This is a genomic window from Paenibacillus sp. TSA_86.1 (genome assembly GCF_052691815.1).
Window position 1 is genome coordinate 323470 of the sequence record NZ_JBQZGE010000001.1, and the last position, 25588, is coordinate 349057.

At 45.3% G+C, this 25588-nt stretch carries 21 protein-coding genes; 18 read left to right on the top strand and 3 right to left on the bottom strand.

Annotated elements, in window-relative coordinates:
• The first annotated feature begins 104 nt into the window (after positions 1 to 104).
• The 3 genes from ACUTVW_RS01355 to ACUTVW_RS01365 all read left to right on the top strand — a co-directional run bounded on the left by ACUTVW_RS01355 (position 105) and on the right by ACUTVW_RS01365 (position 4216).
• Positions 105 to 989 (top strand): MsnO8 family LLM class oxidoreductase, encoded by an 885-nt coding sequence (locus ACUTVW_RS01355; protein WP_434753073.1) that lies wholly within the window; start codon positions 105 to 107, stop codon positions 987 to 989.
• Positions 990 to 1315: 326 nt separating this feature from the next.
• A complete protein-coding gene (locus ACUTVW_RS01360) occupies positions 1316 to 3028 on the top strand; it encodes a HAMP domain-containing methyl-accepting chemotaxis protein (protein WP_445644126.1) in 1713 nt (570 codons plus the stop codon).
• A gap of 237 nt (positions 3029 to 3265) precedes the next feature.
• Positions 3266 to 4216 carry a TRM11 family SAM-dependent methyltransferase gene (locus ACUTVW_RS01365; RefSeq protein WP_445644127.1) on the top strand — a complete coding sequence of 317 codons (951 nt, stop codon included), beginning with the start codon at positions 3266 to 3268 and terminating at the stop codon, positions 4214 to 4216.
• A gap of 149 nt (positions 4217 to 4365) precedes the next feature.
• Here the strand turns inward: ACUTVW_RS01365 and ACUTVW_RS01370 are convergent, their stop codons facing one another.
• Complete coding sequence (locus ACUTVW_RS01370; RefSeq protein WP_445644128.1) at positions 4366 to 5322, bottom strand: D-2-hydroxyacid dehydrogenase; 957 nt, start codon at positions 5320 to 5322, stop codon at positions 4366 to 4368.
• A gap of 199 nt (positions 5323 to 5521) precedes the next feature.
• Between ACUTVW_RS01370 and thpR the strand changes: the two genes are divergently transcribed.
• A complete protein-coding gene (thpR, locus tag ACUTVW_RS01375; RefSeq protein ID WP_445644129.1) occupies positions 5522 to 6124 on the top strand; it encodes an RNA 2',3'-cyclic phosphodiesterase in 603 nt (200 codons plus the stop codon).
• Positions 6125 to 6254: 130 nt separating this feature from the next.
• Positions 6255 to 7112, top strand: a complete 858-nt coding sequence (locus ACUTVW_RS01380; RefSeq protein ID WP_445644130.1) for a cell wall hydrolase — start codon at positions 6255 to 6257, stop codon at positions 7110 to 7112.
• 278 nt (positions 7113 to 7390) lie between these two features.
• Here ACUTVW_RS01380 and ACUTVW_RS01385 read toward each other — a convergent pair whose 3' ends face one another.
• Entirely contained in the window at positions 7391 to 8614 is a 1224-nt protein-coding gene (locus ACUTVW_RS01385; RefSeq protein WP_445644131.1) for an MGDG synthase family glycosyltransferase, read from the bottom strand.
• A gap of 409 nt (positions 8615 to 9023) precedes the next feature.
• On the opposite strand from ACUTVW_RS01385, the gene ACUTVW_RS01390 reads away from it, so the two are divergent.
• The 4 genes from ACUTVW_RS01390 (at position 9024) to ACUTVW_RS01405 (ending at position 17812) form a co-directional block, all read left to right on the top strand.
• Positions 9024 to 9620 (top strand): TetR/AcrR family transcriptional regulator, encoded by a 597-nt coding sequence (locus tag ACUTVW_RS01390; protein ID WP_445644132.1) that lies wholly within the window; start codon positions 9024 to 9026, stop codon positions 9618 to 9620.
• 257 nt (positions 9621 to 9877) lie between these two features.
• The gene (locus ACUTVW_RS01395) at positions 9878 to 12160 is read left to right on the top strand and encodes a YhgE/Pip family protein (protein ID WP_445644133.1); all 2283 of its coding nucleotides are present in this window, start codon (positions 9878 to 9880) and stop codon (positions 12158 to 12160) included.
• Positions 12161 to 12843: 683 nt separating this feature from the next.
• Entirely contained in the window at positions 12844 to 17442 is a 4599-nt protein-coding gene (gene gltB, locus ACUTVW_RS01400; RefSeq protein ID WP_445644134.1) for a glutamate synthase large subunit, read from the top strand.
• Between the two features lie 217 nt (positions 17443 to 17659).
• Positions 17660 to 17812: a hypothetical protein gene (locus tag ACUTVW_RS01405; protein WP_445644135.1), complete on the top strand. Its 153-nt coding sequence runs from the start codon at positions 17660 to 17662 to the stop codon at positions 17810 to 17812.
• A gap of 106 nt (positions 17813 to 17918) precedes the next feature.
• Here the strand turns inward: ACUTVW_RS01405 and ACUTVW_RS01410 are convergent, their stop codons facing one another.
• Positions 17919 to 18287, bottom strand: coding sequence for a helix-turn-helix domain-containing protein (locus tag ACUTVW_RS01410; RefSeq protein ID WP_445644136.1), 369 nt, complete (start codon positions 18285 to 18287; stop codon positions 17919 to 17921).
• Between the two features lie 417 nt (positions 18288 to 18704).
• On the opposite strand from ACUTVW_RS01410, the gene ACUTVW_RS01415 reads away from it, so the two are divergent.
• From ACUTVW_RS01415 to pssE, 9 genes are all read left to right on the top strand, one after another.
• The gene (locus ACUTVW_RS01415) at positions 18705 to 19064 is read left to right on the top strand and encodes a hypothetical protein (RefSeq protein ID WP_445644137.1); all 360 of its coding nucleotides are present in this window, start codon (positions 18705 to 18707) and stop codon (positions 19062 to 19064) included.
• 153 nt (positions 19065 to 19217) lie between these two features.
• Entirely contained in the window at positions 19218 to 19976 is a 759-nt protein-coding gene (locus tag ACUTVW_RS01420) for a tyrosine-protein phosphatase (protein WP_445644138.1), read from the top strand.
• 33 nt (positions 19977 to 20009) lie between these two features.
• Positions 20010 to 20765 (top strand): YveK family protein, encoded by a 756-nt coding sequence (locus tag ACUTVW_RS01425; protein WP_445644139.1) that lies wholly within the window; start codon positions 20010 to 20012, stop codon positions 20763 to 20765.
• Complete coding sequence (locus ACUTVW_RS01430; protein ID WP_445644140.1) at positions 20746 to 21423, top strand: CpsD/CapB family tyrosine-protein kinase; 678 nt, start codon at positions 20746 to 20748, stop codon at positions 21421 to 21423. Before ACUTVW_RS01425 ends, ACUTVW_RS01430 begins: the two co-directional genes overlap by 20 nt.
• A 190-nt stretch (positions 21424 to 21613) precedes the next feature.
• On the top strand, positions 21614 to 22516 hold the full coding sequence (gene galU, locus ACUTVW_RS01435; RefSeq protein WP_445644141.1) for a UTP--glucose-1-phosphate uridylyltransferase GalU: 903 nt from the start codon (positions 21614 to 21616) through the stop codon (positions 22514 to 22516).
• A complete protein-coding gene (locus ACUTVW_RS01440; protein ID WP_445644142.1) occupies positions 22513 to 23211 on the top strand; it encodes a sugar transferase in 699 nt (232 codons plus the stop codon). Before galU ends, ACUTVW_RS01440 begins: the two co-directional genes overlap by 4 nt.
• 34 nt (positions 23212 to 23245) lie before the next feature.
• Positions 23246 to 24625: an O-antigen ligase family protein gene (locus ACUTVW_RS01445; protein ID WP_445644143.1), complete on the top strand. Its 1380-nt coding sequence runs from the start codon at positions 23246 to 23248 to the stop codon at positions 24623 to 24625.
• Positions 24622 to 25080, top strand: a complete 459-nt coding sequence (gene pssD, locus ACUTVW_RS01450) for a PssD/Cps14F family polysaccharide biosynthesis glycosyltransferase (RefSeq protein WP_445644144.1) — start codon at positions 24622 to 24624, stop codon at positions 25078 to 25080. Before ACUTVW_RS01445 ends, pssD begins: the two co-directional genes overlap by 4 nt.
• Complete coding sequence (gene pssE / locus ACUTVW_RS01455) at positions 25077 to 25556, top strand: PssE/Cps14G family polysaccharide biosynthesis glycosyltransferase (RefSeq protein WP_445644145.1); 480 nt, start codon at positions 25077 to 25079, stop codon at positions 25554 to 25556. The genes pssD and pssE overlap by 4 nt, the downstream gene beginning before the upstream one ends.
• Positions 25557 to 25588: the final 32 nt, after the last annotated feature.

Consider the following 25588-nt stretch of genomic DNA (forward strand, 5'->3'; position numbering starts at 1 on the left):
CCAAGATATCAAAGGAGTTGTGAGGTGTGGCTGCAAACGTAAGTGAAAACTTTGGTGAGAGCGCTGGTGAAGGCACCGAAGTCAGTTCTGGAGAAAATTTCAGTCTGGGTGTGCTGGATCTTGTCCCCAAACTGAATGGTGTAACCGCTGAACAGGCTCTTCAGCAAGCAGTGCTTTTGGCTCAACAAGCTGAAGCATGGGGGTACACACGGTATTGGACGTCGGAGCATCATGATATGGCTGAGCTTGCTTCCGCTTCTCCTGAGGTATTGCTGTCACATATTGGTGCCAAGACGGATACCATTCTGCTTGGGTCGGGAGCCATTTTGCTTCCACATTACAGTCCGCTCAAGGTTGCGGAGTCGTTCCGTCTGTTGGCTACACTCTATCCGGGACGGATCGAGCTGGGATTAGGACGGGCTCCAGGTGGAGGGCCTCATGCCACGATGGCGCTCAGTGGCAATTATTTGCAGCATGTTTCAAATCTTCCGACCAAACTTGCTTCGCTAACCGAGTTGCTGGAAGACCGTTATACGTACGAGGATGTTGCGGTTACAGCTCGTCCAATTCCAGAGACTCCATTATCGCTATGGATGCTGGGCACCAACGTCAAAAGTGCAACGTATGCCGCACAGTATGGAATGGGTTATGTATTCGGTCAATTCATGAGTGATTCGGATGGAGTGGAGGCTGTACAGCGTTATCGGGACGAATTCGTGCCAAGTGCCAGGCTGAAGGAACCTGAAGTGATGGTAGCCGTAAGTGTGATGTGTGCGGCGTCTGACAGGGATGCGTTAATCTGGAGCCAAGAGAAGCAAGAAGGGCGGCATATTATCGGTACACCTGAGAGAGTATGGCAGCAGATTCGGCAGGTAGGACAAAGACTGAATACGAACAGAATACTTGTGGCAACGGCTGGCCCTGATTATGAACGCAGGCTGGAATCCTACCGTTTGCTGGCTGAGACTTCGTTCAAAAGCGCTGAATAGTTTTTTGGAAAAGGGATGGAACTAGAGCAAGTTGAATGTCGAACTTAATTGAACTGAAACTAATTAGTTGTTAGGTGATGTTAGGTTAACTATGAGCTGCCGATCAGAAGGCTTCGGATGATGCAGCTCCTTTTTGGTTCGAAAAATTTCAACAAAAATTTTATGAGTTAAAGCGTTTACTGACAAAAGAATGCTATAATACTTTACGGCTATTATTCAGATATAATAGAGAAGAGTGTACTTTGCAAGGGCCAATAGATAGGTTTAATTGCGAGAAAAGCACTAAATTGTAGATGTGGCGAAAGTTGCCATGAGGGGGAAATCATATGTTCAGCAGATTTAAAATTAAGAGTATCGGTCTGCGTATCAGCATCGCGTTTTACTTGTTAATCCTCTGTTTAATCATTTTAAGCGTGACCATTATTGGCCGAATGAATTCAATTGAGACGAACACCAATGATATTACAGGTAACTGGATGCCTTCCATCCAGAAGATCAACCATCTAAATTATTCAACAGAACATGTATTGTCACTCAGTTATCGTTACTTTGACGCTGAAGCAGCGGACAAGTCCAAACTTAATGAAGCGCGTACGAAATATATTCGTGAAACCGCTCAGACTATTACAATCTACGATAAACAGAACAAGTCAGCAGAAGAGAATGAGCACTGGACATCGTTTAAGAGCAAATGGGAAGCCTATCTCAAATTTAATGCTCAAGCCATTCGAGTCAGTGACGAAGGAGATACCCAGCTTGCCAAAGAAGTAGCTGCCAAAGGCTCAGCTTCCTTTGATCTGATGCAGGTAGATTTGGAGTATCTCGTCAATTACAACCAGAAGCAATCCGATATTTCGGCAGCCCAAACGCTTCGTTCCGTTCAAGATGGCAGGTTGTCTGTGCTTATAGGTGTGCTTGTTATGATTATCATAACGGCTATATTTATTCCGATCATTCGTACACAGGTGGTCAAACCGCTGCTTCGTGTCATCAGTGCTGTTAAATTGATCGCGGAAGGTCAATTGAACGTACAGGATGTACATACCAAGCATGAAGATGAAGTAGGTGCCTTGGCCAAAGCGGTCAATGAGATGAAAGGTAACCTGACTTCCATGGTGGTGAATGTAAGGCGTGTAGCTGAATCGGTGAATCGTCAGAGTAGCGAACTGGCCATCGCTTCGGAAGAAGTCAAGATCGGCAGTCAGCAAATCGCAATCACGATGGAGGAATCGGCTAAGGCAGCTGAGAGTCAGGCTCAGACCGCAGTGGAGTCAGCTCGTACCGTGGAAGAATTGAATGTTCATATTCAACAACATGCAGAGCAGGGGAATCAGCTTCGTTCGATGTCCAATCAAGTGTTGGAGCAAGGACAGACCGGACGCAAAGCGATGGAAGAATCCGTGCAACAGATGCAACAGATTGCCAGCGCAGTGTCTTCCTCAATGAGCAAAATGGAGCAGTTGAACCGCAAAAATGAAGACATTTCCAAACTGGTTCTGGTCATTCATGATATCGCTCGTCAAACCAATTTGTTGGCGTTGAATGCTTCGATAGAGGCGGCACGGGCAGGAGAGAGTGGACGCGGTTTTGCCGTTGTCGCATCCGAGGTTCGGAAGTTGTCTGAAGCCGTACAGGCATCTGTTGAAGAAATTACGACGATCACGCAAGATATTCAGCAGGATTCTCAAAGAGTAGTTAATGAACTGCGAGTAGGTGTTCAGGAGACAGAACTTGGGCAGGAGCATGTGCTCACGTCAGGGGAGTTGTTCAGAACCATCAACACATCCGTAGAAGGCATGGTGGGGGTAATCGGCACGATGTCGGAAGGACTTTCAGGGATGGAAGAGAGCAGTGGTCGTATGAATGATTTCAGTCAGCAGATTTCTGCGGTGTCTGAACAATCGGCGGCTAGTGTCGAGGAAGTATCTGCTTCTGCAGAGGAACAGGTGAGTTCTATGGAGACCATCAGCAGTAACATTCAAACGTTGAAAGAACTGTCGGACGACCTGCTCATATCGATCGAAAAGTTAAAAGTATAACCCGTTCTTTATAATAGAAGAAACAGGGTAAAACGATTGTTTGAATCAAGGTGATGTGAATCATGGAAATTCAATTTTAGGACCTGGTCATAAAGAACGAAAATAAGGGAATCCCAGTGATGGGGTCCCTTATTTTTTTGCTGATTTGGTAACAATGACTGCATGATTTCCCCACTTGGTTGCCTCTTGGCCTAACTTTGGGTACGATTTAAAGTAGATGTAGAAATGAGGTGAATTATGGCGGAAACGAAATATGTGTACACCTTTGCCTGTCATGAAAACGAACGTGAGTTATGTCAGTTAGAACTGAGCACATTGCTTAAGCCAGCTTCAGAAATACGTAGTGACAGCGGCTCTTATGTCAGGTCTGAGCGAAGGATTCCACCGGGTAGAAGTCCGTTTATTCATGGGCGGCTGGATATATTGGGGGAGAGTGACTCAGTTGCCGAACTGCTCCCTATAGCTCGCGAGATTCGTTTGCAGCAAGATGAGACCTTCAAGGTAGTTTGTCTGAAAGCAGGGGATCATCCGCCTGATTATGCTCAGGCACGGAAGTTGGAAAAGGAAATCGGGATGTGCATCCATGGAACGGTACAGATGAAGCAGCCTAAAGTGACTTTCGGACTAATCCAAACTGGACAAAAATGGATCTTCGGTCAGTGGACAAATTCGGATAAATCGTGGCAAGTACATCAACGGAAGCCACAAAACTACTCCACGGGATTTGGTGTCACTTTAGCAAGAGCATTGGTGAATATTGCTGTTCCAGAATTGGAAAATCATCGTTTGCTGGATCCTTGTTGCGGAATGGGCACAGTTGTCATAGAAGCTCTATCGATGGGGATTGATACAAGAGGCAATGATTTGAATGCACTTGCGGTTCGCGGGGCTCGAGTTAATTTACCCCATTTCGGATATGATGCAAATCGAATTACTTTGGGAGATATGAGGGATTTAGAGGGGGAATATGATTCGGCAATATTCGACATGCCTTATAATCTTTGTTCGGTTCTTCCCGATCATGAACAGCGGCTGATGCTCATGAAGTTACGCGAGTTATGCAAACGAGCTGCCATTGTTTCCACAGAGTGGGTGCAGGAGCAGTTGCTCGAATCTGGCTGGGTGATAGAACATTACATCACTGTGCGTAAAGGTGCATTTGTACGCCATGTTTGGGTGTGCAGTTGATCACTTGGATAGGTATGTAATTATTCAATAGAGTGCATAATAAATACTCCACGAAGGAAGAAGAATTCCTTGTGGAGTAATTTTTTTAATGATTTGGTTCGAAGGTTATACGTCATTTTCAACATGTTGCATGGGAACGGGTGTTTGTGTTAATATTTATGACTATAATCGACAAGGTTGAGCGGAAGCGTTTTTCCGGCAACGTAAGCCTCCAGATTTTTGATGAAAATATCGAGAGCACGAGTGGTATATTGTTCGGTGCTTCCTGCAATGTGCGGTGTAATTAAGACATTATCCATGCCCCATAGCGGGTGGTCTGCCGGAAGAGGTTCCTCTTCGAACACATCCAGAGCAGCAAAGGCGATTTTGCCACTTTGCAGTGCAGCCAGCAACGCCTCCGTGTTGACGCTGGGGCCGCGACCTACATTGACAAAACAGGCATCGTTCTTAAAATGATTAAATGCATCCTGATCATAAATATGGCGTGTTTCATCGGTTAACGGCAAAATGTTAATTACATAGTCACCCTGGCTTAGAGCTTCATGCAGTCCAGACATATCATACATATGGTCGACATTAGGCACGTCTTTTCCAGAGCGTCGTACTCCGACCGTGCGCATGCCTAACGCTTTCAGTACACGAGCTGTTTCTGTTCCGATCTCGCCGACTCCAACGATAACCGCAGTTTTTCCATGCAGCTCTGGCAGCGCTTTTCCGGGATTTTTCCATTCTGCCTGCTGCTGGTACAACATAGCTTGTCTTAACCAGCGGCTATGGGATAACATCATGCCCAGAATGATCTCTGTGATTGGAATGGCATGAACACCATTGGCGCTGGTAACCTGAATATTTTTATGTTGCAGCTCCGCAAATGGGAGGTTGTCTACACCGGCTGACCAGACTTGAATCCATTTTAATGGGCTGTCCTGATGCAGAGTGTGTTCCCTTACAAGAGGGGACCAGCCCAGTATAATTTCGGCATCTTTTAAGTCAGCCGGGTCCAAATCTTTGGCTTTACCTACTTTGATGGTATAACCTGGTGCAACCTGAAGAATTTGGTGCTGCTGTTCTTGGGATAATGATGGAAAACATACGATTTTGCCCATAATGTGTGTGCCTCCTGAGATCGATGAATTAGTCTTGTCAAGTGTATCAGATTCAGTACATGATGTGCATAAATATGGAAAATGCAGGAATGAAGTCTGATATGCAAAATCCTTATTGTGTGTCACTCTATATTTACCCAGGTTGAAATGATATGCATAGTTATGGAATAATAGAGCGAACTTTAGAGAGGTGTATGCAATGGATACCCATAAACTTCAAGAACATGCATCCAGACGGGAACGTCTGTTTATTGCAGTGCGTCTGCCTGAATCTGTCCAGCAGTTTCTTCATATGCAGACACAGCTAATACGAAACAAGTTTGATTTTCGCAAATGGACAGACCACAGGGATTATCACATCACTTTGCAATTTTTGGGAGATACATTGATGAGTGATGTCGGTCATCTTCGCATAGCTCTGCACGCCGTAGCTGCTGATTTCCAATCGTTTGACCTGCAACTTTCTGATTGGGGAACGTTTGGTCTGGAGAAAACGCCGAAAGTTCTTTGGAGGGGTGTTAACGGAGATATAGAGCGATTACACCTTTTGCAGAAACATATTGTAGAGGCAACCAAAAGTTTAGGATTTGAAGCCGAATTAAGACCGTATCACCCACATGTTACTGTAGCTAGAAAATATCTCGGATATCTTCCTGGTATGGATGATCATGGGATTACTCAAGTTGTTACAGAACATGTTTCTCATGGGAATTCATGGTCTGTAGAAGGTTTTGTACTTTATGTGACAAGGCTTGGACAAACGCCAATGTATGAGACGGTGGATACGTTCTCATTTTCCTGAAAAACTTTTTAATACCATAAACTCACATTGACATTGTGTTTATCCCTATGTAATATTAGCCAACGTTATTCAAATTCTTTTTTTTTGGTTACTAAGATTAGGGAATTGTTTCGATAGGAGGAATCTTCGAATGGAAATTATAAGCAAGAATCGTTGGGTGGCACCGATGTTATCTGTGCTGCTTGTATGTATAGTGGGGGTAAATGTCGTTCAAGCGACGGGGAAGTGGAATGAAGCGAGTGATAGTAAACAAATGACAGAGCTTGCGTCTTCGGCGCATGATAACCCATCTTTGCCGCAAGATCAGAGGCGAATGATGGAAGATGGGACAAGTCTATCTACTGACACGTCTGTGCAATCCGCAACATGGACGAATGCACTGCCGGCCAAAAACTGGCTTGTGACTGCTCAGGAAAAGCAGGAGCAAAAGGAAGCCGCGGCTAAACAAAAAGCGCAAGCTATAGCTCAAGCTAAAGCCCAAAAAGAAGCTGCTCTGAAACTGGCTAAATTACAAAACGCCAAAGCGACAGCTGCAATGACAACTCCCCCCCAAAAACTTTACTTTACGCGGACCGAACTTCTGAATCAGGAAGATGCGAAACTCGCAACCTGGTCTTACAGTGTGTCCGATAAAGAACTGCATCTGCTGCAAAAAATCGTCATGGCAGAGGCGGAAGGTGAACCGTACAAAGGCAAAGTGGCAGTTGCCAATGTTGTCTTAAACCGGCTGCGGTCAGCCAATTTTCCCGATACCATTTACAAGGTGATCCATCAGAAATCACAGTTTAGTCCTGTGGCGAATGGACGTCTGAAACGGGTAACCCCGAATGAAGACAGCGTTAAAGCAGTCAATGCTGCACTGAACGGACAGAAGGAAGTCTCTGATGATACGTATTATTTCTTATCATTGACGCTTGCTGACGATCTGACAGTGGCCCGCACGAAGAAAGAAGTAAAAACGATCGGTCATCATACTTTTTACAAGTAAAAGACCCTAAAATTCTGCAAACAGGCAGGGTAGTTAACTATGTGAGCATCGCATATGCCCTGAAAAATCTGGAAAGCAGTTTTATTTCGTCGTTTTCAAGTGAATCTTTATCTGTAATTTACCCAGTTTTTTGGTAGAACATACGACGAAATGCAATAAAAATTAAAAAGGTTCCCCTTCCTTTTACGAAGGGGAACCTTTTTTGTGTTTTCTTTTCGTTTAACCTTTTGATTGAATGTGCAATGTCTATCACGTTCTCAGAACGCCTGTAATGCATCTTAGAGACGTCTTAGAGGCAATCTGGTACCAGACAAGGGTCTGTTAGTAATCCCCGCTGAAAAGCGCTCTACAGACGTAGTTGTAACTTCTGTTGTTGCGGGAAACAGTAAATCATGTACAGCTTGAGCGCAGCAGGCTGGATCATAAGGCAAAGAATGTCCGGATTTGGCCTTCGTGTTCTCAGAGCGATTCGCCTGATTGGACTGAAGTTCAGATAGCTCCCGGAATCGATCGGTTATGACTTCTGAAGAATGAATGATCTGTCCATATCCGGCTTGTACAAAGTATTCACAGTTCTCCTCTTCCTGTCCTGGAAGCGGGGGGATAAATAACATGGGGAGACCTTTGGCCATAGCCTCGGTGCATGTCATGCCTCCTGGTTTAGTGATTAGTACATCCGAAACATCCATGAGTTTGCTAACTTCCTTTGTGTATCCCAGAATACGTATATTCGGATGCTGGAAACATGGAATTTCTTTCATTTTGTCAATCATCTTCTGATTACTTCCGAGACAGAAGATTAACTGTACTCGATCTGCCCAGGATGCGAGAGCTTTCATATCTTCCTCGTCAAAAGAAAGGCCCCAGCCGCCTCCCATAAGCAGGGCTGTCGGCATATTTTGCAGTCCCATCTCTTCTCTGAGCTTTACTTTATCCCCAGCTTCCCAGAAATCAGGATGAACAGGTATGCCTGTAATTTGAATCTGTGAGGCAGGAACGCCTCTAATCTCAAGCAAGGCCTTAACCTGAGGAGTAGAAACCAGATATTTGTTAACCTCAGGGTTGATCCACGTTCCGTGCACATCATAATCGGTAATTAACGTATAGAGCGGGATATTCAGACCTTGACGTTTAAGTCTGGAAATTACCGCATTCGGAAATGGATGAGTGCAAATCACGATGTCCGGCTTCAACTGGGATACAACCTGCGCCGTTTGTGTGTAGAAAATACGGTGCAACGCCAGTTTGGTTAAGCCGTTTAATGATTTGTTGTACTGTGTGCGGTACAACAGGCTGACAAGTTTGGGTTGAACCGATAGTGTCTTTCGATATGCAGAAAAGATCAGCGGAGCTACGGTCGGGTTTAAAAATTTTCCAAGTTCAATAACACGGCTATGAACTTGAGGACTGACTTTTTTGATGCCGTGTGCCAGGGCATGAGCCGCCTGTGTATGACCAGTACCGAATCCTTCTGATAATAAGAGCACTCTTGGTTTTCGCATGAGTTCACCTTTATTCATAAGTTTAAGTTAAAATTAAAATTTAATTGAAACAGTTTCTAAGTTTCAAATAGGACAGTTTTGCTAGGTTTCTTACTACATGAATATACGGCAAAACACAGAATCATGTTTCATCCCCTCATATTTACACTGTATATTCTGTTTTGAGACCTCAAACTTCGGTTATGTGCGGATTGTTTGAGTCACCTTACACTATAGACGAGGATGCTGACAGTTTCCACTGCATTTCGGTTAAAAAATATTAATACATTTTTTATTGTTAGGCTTGCAATCTTATTTTCAAGATGATATTCTAGTTTTTGACCGAATGACCGTTTTGTATTTTTGGTCATTTCAAAGAGAGCGATAGAATCACTCGGCACATTTCCAAAGGAAAGAAGGAGGGGATAAAATGGCTCCGATCGACAGGAGACAGCAGGTCATTCATGCAGCCGCCCAGTCGTTTGCCATGTTTGGATACAAAGCGACTACGATGGACCAAGTGGCTAAGATCGCCAATGTAGGCAAGGGCACGATCTACACCTTTTTCAGAAACAAAGAAGAGCTGTTTGATCAGATTCTGGTGGAAGTTATTCATGAAATGAAAAATATTGCGCAGCGTGAAGTTCATCAGGAGAGTGCTTTTTTTGATAACCTGTTTCGCGTGCTGGATGCGCTTCTGGAATTCCGCCGTGATCATGAGTTGCTCGTTAAGTTGTCGCAGGAATTGAAGGATTTTGGAACATTGCAGGCCAGGGAGGGTCTGGAAAAGGTAGAGAAAGTGATTTCCGAATTTCTGGCTCGTGAACTGGAGAAGGCTAGGGATAACGGAGAGATACGTGATTGTGATCCGCAAGTTGTCGCTTTTATGATGATTCGATTGTATATTGCTTTGACCTCTGACTGGAGCAAGCATCATGAACCACTTAGTAAAGAAGCGATCAAGAACTACTTTCGTCTTTTCTTAATGGAAGGGATCGCAGCGATCAGCCCCGTTAAAGGTTTATAAAATAATCCATCGTTAAGGTTTAAGCATCACCCACTACCTATTAAATGGGCAGACTTTAATTATACAATGAACATTTCAGTAGTTGGTGGAAGGGAGAAAATGAAACTTGTCGGAGGACAAGTTTGTTTTTTGCTCTTGATTGACCATTTGAGAGAATTGGTCATTACGTATTTCGGGAAAAATTCCAGAGATTTTCAATCTGTTTTCATATTGGATATTCCTGCTGAGTAGCAGAGAGATTAAGGGGAGAAAATGACATGAAATCATTAAACGTGTTTTTCAAGGATTTGGGATCAGCCGTGAGAAACCCGAAGGTGTTGATCCCTGTAATTGCGATATTATTTATTCCGATCCTGTACAGCGGCATTTACCTGGCAGCTTACTGGGATCCTTATGGTCAAGTGAATAAACTGCCGGTAGCGGTAGTTAATTTGGATAAAGGAGCCGAACTGGAGGGGAAATCACTTCATGTCGGCAATGATCTCATCGATGAACTGAAGAAAAACGAAGATTTCAAATGGGACTTTGTCAGTGCCGCCCAGGCAAAGGACGGCATGCAAAGTGACAAGTATTACATGCAGATTACGATTCCGGAGAACTTCTCTTCTCAAGCGACAACATTGCTTGATGATAAGCCAGCACCGGCAAGCTTGATCTATGAGCCGAACGGTAATTACAACTTTGTGGGTGCCCAGATTGGTAAAACGGCCATGAAGGACTTGAAAGCCAAAGTTTCGGCTAAAGTTACAGAGTCTTATGCAGAGACACTCCTTGATAAGTTCTCCGAGGTGTCGACCGGCTTGACTGAAGCAGGAAACGGCGCGGGAGATTTGAAAAGCGGGGCTGGAAAACTCGATGACGGGGCAGTGAAGTTGAAGGATAATCTGGCTAAGCTTGCCTCCGGAACGTTGAAACTTCAGGATGGATTAGCTCCATTAAGTAATGGAGTTAATGCACTGCATAATGGAGCAGCAAAACTTGAAAATGGAACGACAAGTCTGGTTTCGGGTTTGCAACAACTTCATAATGCAGCTACGGGCCAGCTTCAAAGCGGTGCCGACCAGTTGAAAGACGGCAGTAACAAGCTGGCCGTGGGCCTCCAATCTTCATTGGACGGCACGAACAAGCTGCAAGCAGGTCTGCAATCATCCGAACAAGGCAGTGCGAAGCTGTCTGATGGTCTGCAATCGGCAGTCCAGGGCAGTGGAACATTGGCGACTGGCTTGCAATCCGCTGTGGATGGCAGTAGCAAAGTGGCCGATGGAGCACAGGGCGTAGCCGCCGGATTGAAACAGTTGGCTGCAAGTAACCCGGAACTGGCTGCAAGCGCAGATGTTCAGAAGCTGCTTGCCGCGAGTCAGGCTGTTGCTGACGGAAGTGCACAGCTGCATGAGAGCGAGCAGAAGCTGGCTCAAGGCGCGGATCAGCTTCACCAAGGGAATCAACAACTGGCTACTGGTGCAACTGAACTGCATGGAGGTCAACAGCAACTGCTTGCTGGTGCGACTCAACTGGTAGATGGACAAAAGCAGCTGCTTGCAGGTGCTGGACAGCTTAGTCAGGGTGGAGCAAAGCTCTCTGACGGCTTGCGACAATTCAGTAGCAAATTGGGTGAAGCAGCGACAGGCGGTACGCAACTGGCAGCTGGTGCGAAACAGCTAGGTACAGGTACGACTGCATTACAGACAGGTGTCGGTAAACTTAGCGGCGGTGTTTCATCCCTGGCTGACGGTTCCAAACAGCTGGGCGACGGAGCCGGTAAACTGGCTAATGGCCTTACAGAACTGAAAGACGGTTCTGGTGAACTGGCAACGAAGCTGAAAGATGCAGCTCAGAAAACATCCGAAGTGAAGAAAACAGATGAAGTTGTGAATATGTTTGCAGAACCGGTTAGCTCTTCCGAGAACAAGACGGAGAGCGTGAGCAATTACGGAACAGGCATGACACCATTTTTCCTGTCCATCGGTCTGTTCGTAGGTTCATTGATCTCCACAATTGTTCTGAAAATGCGTGAAACATCCGTATCTGGGGCAACAGGCTGGAATCGTTTTGTAAGCCGCACGCTGGTGTTTGGTTCGGTTAGCATCTTCCAGTCGGTTATTTTAGCGAGCTTTATGCTTTACGGGCTCGGACTGGAGACGCACAGCGCAGGACTATTCTATCTGTTTACCATTATAACGGGGCTGACCTTTATGCTGATCGTTCAGGCTCTCGTGACTTGGCTCGATCTGCCTGGACGTTATGTGATTATCTTGCTTCTGGTCTTCCAACTGGCAGCGAGTGCAGGAACATTCCCGATTGAACTTATTCCTTCATGGCTCCAGGCGATTAGTCAGTGGCTGCCAATGACACATAGCATTGTGGGCCTCAGAGCTGTCGTATCCAGCGGTAATTTTGATGTCATGTGGCATCAGGCGGAAATCCTTAGCATCTATGCAGCTGTATCTGTTCTGCTGACGCTGACGTACTTCCTTCTGAGCGGCCGACGTACAAAGAAAGATGCCGAGGTAGCAGAAAACGGTCAGCCTTTGACTGTATAATTTAAGAGACATAAACGAGAATTTTATATTATTTCGCAAAAAAAGTTAAAGCATAAGTATCGAAATTATGCAATATAGTAGTCAAATAGTGCAAATGGCCTGCAGCTGGAAAAATAGCTGCAGGCCATTTTGTATTCAATGATATGAAAATAGAAAACGAAATTGGAAGCTGGAGCATGAAAATTACGAAAATATGGTCAAACGTAGGCTGGATATGGAACGATTTTCTTTTATCAGCAATTAAAATCAGTTGTGCTCTGTCTTAAAATGTGTATAATTATTCAAAAAAGAGGCGTTTTTAAACGTCATCACACTAAAGCTGTACTGCAAAGCAATTCTTATCAGAGGTATTAAAAAGTTTAAATTGCGCTGATGTTAGGTCGGTGTTAAAATAATAGAACTATATCAAAAAACGTCGCTCCATCATGAGTAGCCGTGCTAACGGCTGCGTGGTTGTTGTATATATGCTGTTAACCGATCATTCGGTGCCAGTCCTTCGCAATATCCGCGGTCTTTGCCGCAATACCAGGCTTATCACAGATGGCTCAAGCTGTCACCCCTTCATCTCAGCAGGCAGGCTTATCGCAAGCGAAATGCCAGCTCCTCCCGTTACATTGTTGCCTGTTGCTATGTTCTTATTCTTGATCTTTCCGAAATACTTCATTATAGAAAGGTTGCGTTCCATGAGACACATCGGATTACCTCCAAAACAGGGTCTATATGATCCACAATTCGAAAAAGATGCATGCGGAATGGGTTTTGTTGCCAACATCAAAGGAGTACCTTCACACGATATCGTAAGTCAGGCACTGACCATGCTCAGTAATATGGAGCACCGCGGGGGACAAGGAAGTGAACCGAATTCCGGTGACGGAGCAGGGATCCTGATTCAGATTCCACATCGTTATTTTGCAAAAGAAGCAGAGCGTCTTGGCTTTGCATTGCCTGAACAAGGCTTCTATGGCGTAGGCATGTTGTTCTTGTCTCAGGATCCTGCAGTTCGTACGGCACATGAAGAGAGTCTGAAGAAGATTATTGAAGAAGAAGGACAAACCTTCCTGGGCTTCCGGGATGTCCCTACGTATGATGAGATGTTGGGCCGTTCTGCACTGGCAGCGAAGCCTTATGTCCGTCAGGTATTTATCGGAAGATCAGATAAAGTGAAGGATGAACTGGCATTTGAGCGCAAGCTGTATGTCATTCGCAGACGTGCTGAACTGGCGATCCGTTATTCGGCAGATGAGGCCGAGGGAGAATCGTTCTACTTGCCAAGCTTGTCCTGCCGAAAAGTAGTATACAAAGGCATGTTGACAACCGAACAGGTAGGCAAATTTTATCTGGATCTGCAGGAAGAATTGGTGGAATCGGCGATTGCACTCGTTCACTCCCGTTTCAGTACGAACACCTTCCCAAGCTGGGAACGTGCTCACCCGTATCGCTTCATGATCCACAACGGTGAGATCAATACGATGCGTGGTAATGTGAACTGGATGCATGCGCGCCAGTCCTTGTTTGAAAGCGAACTGTTCGGCGACGATATTGCCAAAGTAAAACCGGTCATTAATCCGGACGGTTCGGATACTGCGATGTTTGATAACACGCTGGAGTTCCTGTATCTGAGTGGACGTTCCCTGCCACATGTGGCCATGATGATGGTCCCTGAACCGTGGAGCACCGATGAAGGCATGGATCCTGCGAAAAAAGCATTCTATGAATACCACAGCACAATGATGGAACCATGGGATGGCCCGGCTGCAATGGCATTTACAGACGGTTTACAGATCGGTGCTACTCTTGACCGTAACGGTTTGCGTCCTGCTCGTTATTATGTAACCAAGGATGACCGAATCATCCTTTCTTCCGAAGTCGGTGTTCTGGATATTGCACCAGAGGACATTCTGTATAAAGACCGTCTACGTCCAGGACGGATGTTGCTTGTAGATACTCAAGAGGGCCGTATCATCTCTGATGAAGAAGTCAAAGCGCTCATCGCTGCTGAGAATCCTTACGACGAGTGGCTTGAAGAGCATTTGATGGATCTGAACGAGTTGCCGGAAGCACCGGAGCTCCCAGACCCTAAACATGATAATGTAACACAGCTTCAACTGGCTTATGGATATACGTTTGAAGAATTGCGCAAAGTACTGGAGCCCATGGCATCCACAGGAATGGAAGCTACAGGTTCCATGGGTTATGATGCACCACTCGCTGTTCTGTCAGATCGTCCGCAACGCCTGTATAACTACTTTAAACAAATGTTTGCACAGGTAACCAATCCGCCGATTGATGCGATCCGTGAAGAGATCGTTACCTCTACAGCGACAACGATTGGTCCGGAGCGTAACCTGCTTAACCCTGAACCGGAGAGCTGTCGCCAGATCCGTCTGGATACACCGGTATTGTCTAATGAAGACTTCGCGAAGATTCGCCACGTTCGTCGTCCGGGCTTCCGCTCTATGACGATCCCGATCTTCTTCACTGCTGCAGAAGGAGCGGAAGGGTTGCGTAATGCGATGGAATTGCTCTTCGAAGCAGCTGACCGTGTCATTGACAAAGGACATAACATCCTGATTCTGTCTGACCGCGGTGTGGATGCCGAGAATGCAGCAATCCCGGCGCTACTGGCTGTTGCAGGTCTGCATCACCATCTGATTCGTCAGGGTACAAGAACAAAAGTCAGCATTTTGCTTGAATCAGGGGAACCTCGTGATATTCACCACTACGCGCTGCTTCTGGGTTATGGCGTAAGTGCAGTTAACCCTTATCTGGCATTTGAAACGCTGGATGATATGATTCAGCAAGGCTTGCTGCGTGGTATCTCTCATGAGAAAGCCGTTAAAAACTACATTAAAGCCGCAACCAAAGGCGTTATTAAAATATTGTCCAAAATGGGAATCTCGACGATTCAATCGTATCGTGGAGCTCAAATCTTTGAAGCGGTTGGTCTGAAATCAGATTTCGTTGACCGTTACTTTACTTGGACACCTTCCCGGATCGGAGGTATCGGCCTGGAGGAAGTGGCAGCGGAAGCGTTGACACATCACAATCGTGCCTTTACCGATAAAGACGGGAACGACAAAGTGCTGGATTCCGGCGGTGAATACCAATGGCGCAATGACGGTGAAGAGCATTTGTTCAACCCGCAAACGATCCACACGTTGCAACATGCCGTACGTACGGGCGATTACAAGCTGTACAAAAAGTATTCCAAACTCGTACAGGGTGAGAATGATCAACTGTTGACCATTCGCTCCATGCTGAAGTTGAAACCGGTTGGAGCATCTATACCGCTTGAAGAAGTTGAGTCTGTGGAAAACATCATGCGTCGTTTCAAAACCGGTGCGATGTCCTTCGGTTCGATCAGCAAAGAAGCTCACGAAGATTTGGCAATCGCTATGAACCGTGTAGGTGGTAAATCCAACACAGGCGAAGGCGGAGAAGATCCGGCTCGTTTTGTTAAAGACAGCAATGGGGATTCCCGTCGGAGTGCGATCAAACAGGTGGCATCCGGACGTTTTGGTGTAACATCCAATTATCTGGTCAATGCTGACGAGATTCAGATCAAAATGGCACAAGGGGCTAAACCAGGTGAAGGTGGACAACTGCCAGGACGTAAAGTGTATCCTTGGGTAGCTGAAGTTCGTGGCTCTACACCAGGCGTAGGTTTGATCTCGCCGCCGCCGCATCACGATATCTACTCCATTGAAGACTTGGCCGAGTTGATCTACGACTTGAAAAATGCCAATCCGCGTGCTGAAATTAACGTGAAACTGGTATCAGAAGTGGGTGTCGGAACGATTGCTGCGGGTGTAGCCAAAGGCCGTGCGGACATTATCTTGGTTAGTGGATATGATGGGGGTACGGGTGCATCTCCTCAAGGCTCAATCCGTCATGCGGGTATGCCATGGGAGCTTGGACTTGCAGAGACACATCAAACGTTGATGCTGAACAATCTGCGTGATCGTGTTGTTCTTGAAACAGACGGCAAAATGCTGAACGGGCGCGATCTGGCGATTGCTGCATTGCTTGGAGCGGAAGAGTATGGTTTCTCAACTGCACCACTCGTTGCACTGGGATGCATCATGATGCGTGTTTGCCAAATGGATACCTGCCCTGTTGGTGTAGCCACACAGAATCCGGAGCTGCGTAAAAATTACATGGGTGACCCTGAACATGTCGTGAACTTCATGCGTTTTGTCGCTGAAGACATGCGTGAGATTATGGCTGATCTTGGTTTCCGTACCATTCAGGAAATGGTCGGACGTACAGATTGCCTCGAAACGGTAGAAGCCGTAGATCACTGGAAGAAAAAAGGTGTGGATCTGTCTGTATTGCTGCATGTGCCTGAACTGCCAGAAGGCGCTGCGCGTTACCGTACGCAGCATCAGAACCACCAACTGGAAGAGACGCTGGATATGCAGCAACTCGTCCCACTGGCACAGCCGGCAATCGAATCCGGTCAACCGGTTGAGGCAGTTCTGCCGATTACCAACGTAAACCGTGCAGTAGGAACCATCTTGGGTAGCGAGATTACACGTAAATATGGTCTTGCTGGTTTGCCTGAAGATACCGTTAAATTCAAATTTATCGGTTCAGCTGGACAGAGCTTTGGTGCTTTTGTACCAAAAGGCATGAGCCTCACCGTTGAAGGAGACTCCAACGACTACGTGGGTAAAGGCTTGTCTGGAGGTAAGCTGATTGTTATGCCTTCACCAAAAGCGACATTTGAGGCGGAGAATAACATCATTATCGGGAACACGGCTTTATATGGAGCAACAAGTGGTGAAGCGTATATCCGCGGTATTGCCGGAGAGCGGTTTGCGGTACGTAACTCGGGAGCCAAAGTTGTCGTTGAGGGCGTAGGTGACCATGGCTGTGAATATATGACGGGTGGTCGTGTCGTAGTACTCGGCGATACAGGTCGTAACTTTGCAGCAGGGATGTCCGGAGGTATTGCCTACGTGTACGATCCAAAAGGCACCTTCCTGCAGCGTTGCAATTTGGAAATGGTTCTGTTGGAGCGCATCGAAGATTCTTCCGAAAGCGAAGACCTGCTTGGCATGATTCAACGTCACACAGCACTCACTGGCAGTGCTGCCGGTCAGCGTATTCTGGATACATGGCAGGATTCCTTGAATCAATTTGTGCGTGTCATTCCGAAAGACTTCAAACGCATGACTGAACAGATTGAGCGGATACAAGCGACAGGTTTGACAGGTGAAGCGGCTTTGCTAGCAGCATTTGAAGCGAATATGCGGGAACTTGCACGTACCGGAGGTTAATTATCCATCGTTCTCTTTGTAAAAGTTTATAAATAAAAGGAGCCTTATGACCGCCAAAACGGCGTATTCATAGGGCTCCTTTTTGCTTTCGACAAAATTAGAACCCGCTCAAAAAACGTTATCGCCACGAGACGACAACATCAAGGAACGTTCTAACGTATAATTAGGTTTAGTTTTGGAGTGCAGAGAAAGTATAAAGATAAGAGAGGTTAGCGGAATGAAGATGAAGCATCCAAACATGGGCGATTCTAAGCCGACAGGTAAACCAGTCGAAACAACCCAGATCGACATCATGAAAGTTTTACTGCAATGTGGAATCGACCCGGAGCGTTTGCAGCATTTCGTATCCTCCAACACCAAGCGTTCTTGAGCCAATACACACCATGAAGTGGAGGGAATTCAAGATACACAAAAAGACCCAGATACCAGAGCGGGAAGTGCTCGGAAACTGGGTTCTCTTTTCGGAGGTACCTTGATTAATCCATACTGCGCTCCATTCGCACAAAAGCGATAAACCGACGTGCTTCTTCCTCCGTTAACGGTTTACCATCAATCATCAGATCAAAGCGCTCCAGCACTTCCTTATCTGACAACTCAAGCGTATCCACGAATTCACGCACGTCTTCGTCCATCACCATATCACTTTGCTTCGTGCGTCCAATCAAATAATCAATGGACACATCGAAGATGTCAGCAAGCCGTGTTAACACCTCGAAATCCGGTTTGCGCCGGTTTTTCTCGTAGTGGGAGAGAGCCGCTCTGGTAATATGAATGGAGTTCGCAAGTTCTTCTTGAGTAAGTCCCCGCTGTTCTCTTAATTCAGCAATGCGATTTCCGTAGCTCATAAGCTATTTCCCCCTGAACACCATCATATATATTGAAACAATCCTGAGCCAAGTTTTTGATCAGGGTAAGTTTTCCTGCAAATGTACTACGCCTCGTTGGTCTAATACTCCACTTGTAAATAGGTCTGTCTAAGGACATCTCAAATTGTCGTAAATCAAAAGAACCATGTCCAAATACCGCTTGACATGATACGTTTTGTATCGTAAATTGGACGTATGGAGTTACAAAATGTATCATTTGAGTTATTTTAAGTATTTACAGATGTCCCTCGCACTATACCTGCCATGCGGAAGTGAGGGCAATCCATGTAGGCTAATCCATTCTAAAGGAATGAAACCATGAATTCAAAAATTCTTCAGGAATGGGCTGATCTGAAACCAAATGTCCATATGTACATTCAGGAGTTTCATGGGAAAATGGTAGATCGCAAAAGACGTCCCGTCCTGTTACTTGGTATGGATACACAAGCGATCACTTTCCTGAGCGACCTGAACTTACCAGTATTATCAGAAATGCTAATAGGTTTGGATGTAGAAGACAACCGTGTATGCGTCAGGCTTCATGCCAAGCTGCAATGGAAACAGCCCTTTGGAGAACTGATAATGTATCATTCAGACTTGCATATTCAGAAAGAACAGACACTATATATAACTGGACAGTTAAACAGAATGCTTGATGAAGTTGAATTTGAGGCAGTTTCCCGTTCTACATACGGGAAGGCAACAGGCCCATCTCCTCAGTTAAAGCCTTATCGTTACATTGATTTTATCATATAGGCTAGGTTAAATCTGAACATTTTCTGAACGAGCATGTACTTAACGCCATTTTACTATATTTCGTAGCGTTATGCATTAGTTCTTTAACACCAAAAGCATTTGCGCAATGAATAAAGGGGCGAGGGGGAGCATACTATTTCAGGAAGTTTGGATATGGTTGAAATGCACTGCCACATTTTATTCGGTCTGGATGATGGTCCTGTTCAAATGGAGCAGTCCGTTGCGATGGCTGAGAAAGCAGTAGCCTCAGGAATTACCTCCATTATTGCAACTCCGCATCACCTGAACGGACATTACAACAATGAACCAAAGGTAGTCAATCAGGCTGTTCATATGCTTCGTGCAGAGCTTGCCAAACGAAATATCCGTTTGCAGATTGATCCCGGTCAGGAGATCAGAGTGCACGATAGACTGATTGAAGACTTGTATGCAGGAAAGTGCTGCACACTTGCCGGTAGTCGATATATGTTGCTGGAGCTGCCCTTTGGTCATATTCCCTCACAGTTCCCCGGAATACTCCATGAACTGCGAATCGCGGGAATTACCCCTATTATTGCTCATCCGGAGCGTAACCTTGTTATTTTGAAAAAGCCGCTGCTGTTGTCCGATTATTTGAGTCAAGGCGGACTATGCCAGCTTACAGCCGAATCATTCACTGGGCTTTTCGGACGAAAAGTTCAGAAATGGTGTTTTCATTTTTGCAAAGAAAACGGGTTTCATTTCATTTCATCAGATGCACATGATACTTGCAAACGGACATTTGCGCTAGAGGAGGGAGCCAGAGAGATTGGTTATCGCTTTGGTCCTGAATCAGTGAAGCACTTGGCGTTGAATGCCTCCTCCATTCTGACGAATTCAAGAGTAATTCCGAAACGATGGAAATCTCGCAAATGGCTGCTGTCTATCTGGTAGTTTACATAGGATTGATTACAACGTTTAGGAGGAATGAAAGTGGAACTGAAGGGATATTTTCGAATCTTGCAAAAAAAACTGTGGTTAATTGTAGTTATCGCATTAATTGCCGGGGTAGGAGCAGGCGTGAAAAGCATCTTTTTTACCCAACCGCTCTATGAAGCCAGTTCCAAACTGATTGTCAACCAGACTTCAACGATTGAAGGTCAGGCTATCATGGATTTCAGTATGATTCAAACCAACATCAAATTAATCAACTCTTACCGCGAGATTATCAAATCATCTGCAATCATGGACAAAGTTGTCTCAACATATCCCGACCTGGGCTTAACCTCCAGTGAACTTATGAATCGAACCTCCGTCTCTACGGCCAGCGAATCCCAAGTGATGAGCATTACGGTACAAGGGACGACCTACGAAAGTGCTGCAAAAACGGTCAATGCCATCTCCAAAGTGTTTCAATCGCAAATTCCTCTAATTATGAAAATTGACAATGTGGCCATTCTCAGTGAAGCCAATCTCAACAGTAATGTTGCCCCAATCAATATGAAAACAACATTAAGCATTATCGTCAGTTTGTTTGCTGGTCTGGTGCTAGCCGTAGCTCTCGTGTTTCTGCTTGACTATCTGGATGATACCTTCAAATCGGAAACGGAGCTGGAGAAAGAGCTGGGATTACCTGTACTAACCGTTATATCCAAAATGAAGAAAGAGGATCTGAAAAATACGAAAAATTACGTATCTCAACAGAAAGTAGGGGATGGCACATATGTCACGGTTAACCAGTGAGAATAACAGTTTGGTGACCTACTTCAATTCAAAATCACATATCTCCGAAGGTTACCGCAAGCTACGAACCAATATCCAGTTCTCATCCATCGACAATCATATCCATAAAATTATGATCGCTTCGGCCGAATCAGGTGAAGGCAAGACCACCACCATTAGCAATCTGGCAGTCACCTATGCTCAGGAGGGCAAAAAAGTGCTGCTGATCGATGCAGATCTGCGAAATCCATCTTTACATCGAGTCTTTTCTGTACCTAATCATGTCGGTTTAAGCAGTGTGCTTTCGAATCAGTACGCTATGGAAGAGGTGCTGAGGGACAGTTACATCGATAACCTGCAGTTGTTCACCTCAGGTCCGATCCCACCTAATCCTTCGGAGATGATCGGTTCCAATCGGATGAAAAGCCTGATGGAGAGGCTGGAAAATCAATATGACGTCATCATGTTTGATACGCCTCCTGTACTGTCTGTTACGGATGCACTAATCGTCAGTTCCTTGTGTGACGGAGTACTGCTTGTCGTGAATGCAGGAAAAGTCAAAAAGGAATTGGTCAAGAAAACGAAGGCTCATCTTGAACATGTCAATGCCCGTATTCTAGGCGTCATTCTGAACAATTTAAAAGCCAGTGCAGGTTCAGTCAGTTACGGCGAAATATAAAAGAACCCGGAATTTGATATCAAAGGTAATGTCTACTGCACCTTTATCACTGTAGGCACTCGGTCATGCTGTGGGTTCTGCGGAACCTTAGACGTATATCGTCAAAGGCATGATGTGAGGAGGGGTTCAATGCCCTTTTTATGTATCTTTGGAGAGAAAAAATTCAAAAAAAGAGGATAGGGTGGTATTTATGAAAAAAGTGAGAAAAGCAATCATTCCTGCAGCTGGTTTGGGAACGCGTTTTCTGCCAGCCACGAAGGCGATGCCCAAAGAAATGCTCCCTATTGTGGACAAACCAACCATTCAATATATCGTTGAGGAAGCCATTGCCTCTGGAATTGAAGATATTATCATCGTGACAGGAAAAGGTAAGCGGGCTATTGAAGACCATTTTGACAACGCATTTGAACTGGAACACAATCTTCTGGAAAAGGGGAAGCTGGGCCTACTGGAAGAGGTGCGCAAATCATCTAATGTGGATATCCACTACATAAGACAAAAAGAGGCTAAAGGATTGGGTCATGCCGTCTGGTGTGCACGTAATTTTATCGGTGATGAACCGTTCGCCGTCCTGCTCGGGGATGACATCGTTGTATCTGATGTGCCTTGTACAAAACAACTCATTGACCAGTATGAACAAGTACAACAGTCTATTGTCGGGGTGCAAACGGTTTTGCCCGAACAAACGGATAGATACGGTATTGTGGATCCCCTGCAATCCGATGGCCGTTTGACAGAAGTTCTTCGATTTGTAGAAAAGCCTGCTCAAGGCACGGCACCCTCCAACTTGGCCATTATGGGCCGATATGTTCTTAGCCCGGAGATTTTTGAATATTTGGAACACCAGGAAATTGGTCAAGGAGGAGAGATTCAACTCACAGATGCGATTCAACGTTTAAATGAAACACAAGGAGTATATGCTTACGACTTTGAAGGCGTACGATACGATGTTGGTGAGAAGCTCGGATTCATTTTGACAACTATCGATTTTGCACTACAAAATCATGACCTCAAATTTCCTATGCTCCAAGCGTTACAACAGATTCTTGACAAGCATGTTGTAGAGCAAGTGGTTGGGGGGGACTATGAATGAGTTCAACTCCACAGACGAAGGAAGCCGAGATTGTAATGGACCCCAGTCTGGGATATACGTCAGGTAAGTTAATCCGGCAGGATACAGATAAAGTTTATTTATTTATGAAAAGAATGCTTGATTTTCTCGGTTCTTTCATAGGTTTGATTCTATTATTACCTCTGTTTATCCTGCTTGCCGTTCTGATCAAAATGGAGTCCCCGAAGGGATCTGTTTTTTTTCGCCAGGTTCGTGTGGGACAGCATGGTAAAGAATTTTACATGTATAAATTCAGATCGATGGTTGAGAATGCAGAGGATCTGCTGGATAAACTGATCGATCAAAATGAAGTGAACGGTAATATGTTCAAAATGAAAAATGATCCACGCATAACCCGCATCGGCAAGTTTATTCGTAAAACGAGTCTGGATGAGCTGCCACAGCTATGGAATGTATTCAAAGGGGAAATGAGTCTCGTAGGGCCGCGTCCGGCTCTGCCGAGAGAGGTACAGAATTATACTTCCTATGACAGACAACGTCTGCAGGTGATGCCCGGTTGCACGGGACTCTGGCAAGTTAGCGGACGAAACAGCGTCGGTTTTGAGGAGATGGTTGAACTCGATTTAACATATGCCCGTGAGCGAAATCTGTTGGTCGATATCAAAATCATTTTCAAGACATTCAAGGTGCTGCTCGGTTCAAAGGATGCATTTTGAAACAAGATTCTGGTTCTGAGGTGGCATAGCAGATATGCAAAAGACCGGTTTATTGGCTGCAATGGATATGAAGTCTTTTAAGATCATTTTTTTCTCTCTGGTTATTATTGCTGCAGCCATCTATCTTCCACTGGTTTCGGTGGCTGCGCTATTGTCCGTAATCCTGCTGGGTGTGTATATCAAACGCCCCAGCTGGATTTTTATTATGTTTGTGATCAGCTTTTCCTTGTCCATTGACAAGATCTTCAAAGTACAACTCGCAGGACTAGATTCACTATCGTTTTACAAATTGGCGATTCTGGGTTTCGTTGTATCCCTTTTTCTACGTTATGGCATACGTAAAAGATTAATCTACCCGGCATTGGCGATCATGTTTCTATTTGTGGAAAGCTACTTTCTCTCTGATCTGCCGAGCAGAGTTAGTCCGCTTGATCCGTTCAAAGCATTTCTAGGGGTCGTGGTTCCCTTTTTATTACTGATACCACATTTCACACATGAGGTTAGTCGCCGAATCATCCATGTGCTTGCCTGGCTTCCGATCTTAAGTCTGGTTGGGGGTTATTTCCTGCAATTGGGTGGCATATTGTCCATTGTGAATTTGGAAATATCCGGTGTGACACGTCTGCAAGGCGCCAATATAGCTGCGCATCTGGCGATGCTTTGTTTTATTTCCATCTGTGTCTGTCTCATTCAGATTAGACAAGGTCAGCAGTCCGTGCTGTTCTACATGCTGACGCTGACACATCTAGTCATTCTGGTGCAGACGGGAACACGTGGACCGCTGATTGCACTGATTCCAATCATTCTGGTATATCTTTTTGATCAACTAAAAGCCTTCGTTAAGGGCAGAGTGACTGCGGTCATTCCCCTCATTTTGTTCGTTGTGGCTGTAGCCTACATGGTGGTTGCACAGTGGGACAATTATGAGATGAGATCGGAGAGCAAGGGGCTGTCTGGCAGGGACGTGGCCTGGAGTTATTTTATTGAGAAAGCAAACGAGTATCCCATCTTTGGACGCGGCTTGGGTTCTACACTGGTTGCAAACGACGGGAGCATATTCTCCGGATTTGTTGTTCCGCATAATGAGTACATTCGTTTTTATTATGATGGAGGACTGGTTGGTGCGATTCTGTTATTCCTCTCGCTACTGCTTGTGTTCCGGGTAATCTATCATCGTTTGAACGGGATCATCAAGCTATATTTTCTGGGTATGATTGCAGGGTTTCTGACATATTCATTTTTCGATAACACGTTATCTACAGTGCATCTGATTGCCCCGTTTTGTATCTATCTGAATGCGTTGTATACAACCGGAGAGGCCGGAGACATCAGGAAGGCATCATCAATTAAAGAGGCCGATTCACAGATCCAGCATACAGGGGAAGTATCCTTTTCAAAGGAGATTAGAACATGAAGGTCTGTTTGATCAGTTCGACGGGCGGCCATTTTGATGAATTGACCAAGATCATTCCTGCAGTAGAAGACCATGACTACTTTATCATTACGGAAAAAAACAAAAGCGGAAGCGTCCACACTTCCCGAAACAAAGTGTATTACCTGATGCAGCAGGAACGTAAAAACCTGTTGTTTCTGCTTGTTTTTGCTGCAAATATTATCAAATCATTCTATTTATATGTGCGAGAACGCCCAAAAGTCATCATTACCACAGGAGCCGGTGCAACATATCCGTTTTGCCTGTTTGGTAAACTCTTCGGTGCCAAGCTGATTTATATTGAAAGTTATGCCAAAATTTATTCCTCCAGCGCAACTGGACGACTGATGTACAAAATATCAGATGAGTTTTTCATTCAGTGGGAGACGTTACAGGACAGCTATCCCAATGCGAAGTATAGGGGGGCTTTATTTTGATCTTTGCGATTGTTGGAACACAGCGCTTTTCGTTTGATCGCATGTTTGCGCTACTGGATGAAGCGATTGAAGCTGGAATCATTCAGGAAGAAGTTGTAGCACAATCGGGTTACACTTCCTATGAGCCGCGTCACTTTAGAACGATTCCGTTCTTAAGCCAAGAGGAGATGAACACCTATATTGAAAGCAGCCGATGTGTAATTACGCATGCCGGTATAGGTTCCATTACCCATTGTCTTGAACGCGGAAAGCCGGTTGTGGTAATACCCCGCCGCAAGGACCACGGTGAGCATGTAGATGACCATCAGCTTGAGATTGCCAAAGTGTTTCAGGAGCGTGGTTATGTCGCTGCCGCGGAGAGCCAGTTTGAGCTGCGAGAGTTGATTCCTTGCATTGAGGAGATGGAATTTCAACCTTATGTAAGACAGCCATCCGATCTAGTCTCTTCCATTAAAAGTTATGTGAACAGTCTGTAATGCGGAGTGTAGTTTTGTGGATTAACCATGAG